The organism is Arthrobacter sp. 001422645 (assembly GCF_059816125.1).
On the sequence record NZ_JCBANT010000037.1, the window covers coordinates 1 to 1,010 of the forward strand.

The window sequence follows — 1,010 nt, forward strand, 5'->3', positions numbered from 1 at the left end:
AGCAGCCCCTCACGCTTGAGGCTGACCTCGACGCAGCCTTCCATCACCGAGTAAATGTGCAGAAGACCTTCACGGATTTCCTCTTCCGTCCGGCTGTCCTCTTCGTTGACCCTCATCACCTCGCTGATGCTCAACGAAGTCTTCCGGCAGTGTTCCAGCAGTTCCGCGGCGGTGCGGAAGGGCAGCGGCAGTTCCTTCTTGGATTCCTCGAGTTCTTTCTGCGCGGCGTCCTCCTCGCCCTCGCGCACGATGAAGCCGCCGCCCACGGAGAAGAAAATGACGCTGTGCAGGACCTCGCCGTCGGCACCGGACACGGTAAATGTCATGCCGTTGGTGTGCCGCGGGAGAATGGTCAGGGGGCGCAGGATCATGTCCTTCACGCCATAGGGCAGCTGCACGGAGCCTGCCAGCTGCAGCTTCCCGCTCTCGGCAATCGTGGCGAGCCGTTCCTCCACTTCCTCGGGCAGGATCAGTTCGGGGTGGAAGCCTTCCAGCCCCAGCAGGATGGCAGTCATGGTGCCGTGGCCGTGACCGGTCGCGGCGAGGGAGCCGTAGAGGTCCACCCGCAGCGACGCCACCTCTGCCAGCTTGCCGAGGGCCTTGAGTTCTTCGGCAAACACCGCTGCGGCCCGCATCGGTCCCACCGTGTGGGAGCTCGAGGGCCCTATTCCGATGGAAAAAAGGTCAAAGACTCCAACAGCCATTGTCGGTTCCTTACTTGGTCATGCTTCGAATGTCGGTGGTTGGGCCCGCCGAACCCCCAATGCTTCGACGGGCTCAACTCCCTGGACGGGCTATAAGGAGGGGTAGAGCGGGTGGGCGGCGGCGAGGGCCTCCACCCGGGATCGCAGACCGGACAGGTCCGTGCCGGCGTCGGCGATGAGGGCCTCCGCGATGATGTCCGCAACCTCTGCGAAGGCCGCCTCGCCGAAGCCGCGGGTGGCCAGCGCGGGGGTGCCGATCCGCAGCCCTGAGGTGACCATCGGCGGGCGCGGGTCGAACGGGACGGC

At 65.2% G+C, this 1,010-nt stretch carries 1 protein-coding gene and 1 pseudogene; both read right to left on the reverse strand.

Annotated features, from left to right (window positions below; translation table 11 throughout):
• Positions 1-704, reverse strand: a 704-nt coding sequence (locus tag AC6EUH_RS18270; protein ID WP_499739504.1) for a serine dehydratase beta chain, incomplete at its 3' end; no start/stop codon positions are given.
• A gap of 90 nt (positions 705-794) precedes the next feature.
• Positions 795-1,010, reverse strand: a pseudogene (locus AC6EUH_RS18275) (serine hydroxymethyltransferase); the annotation flags it as partial.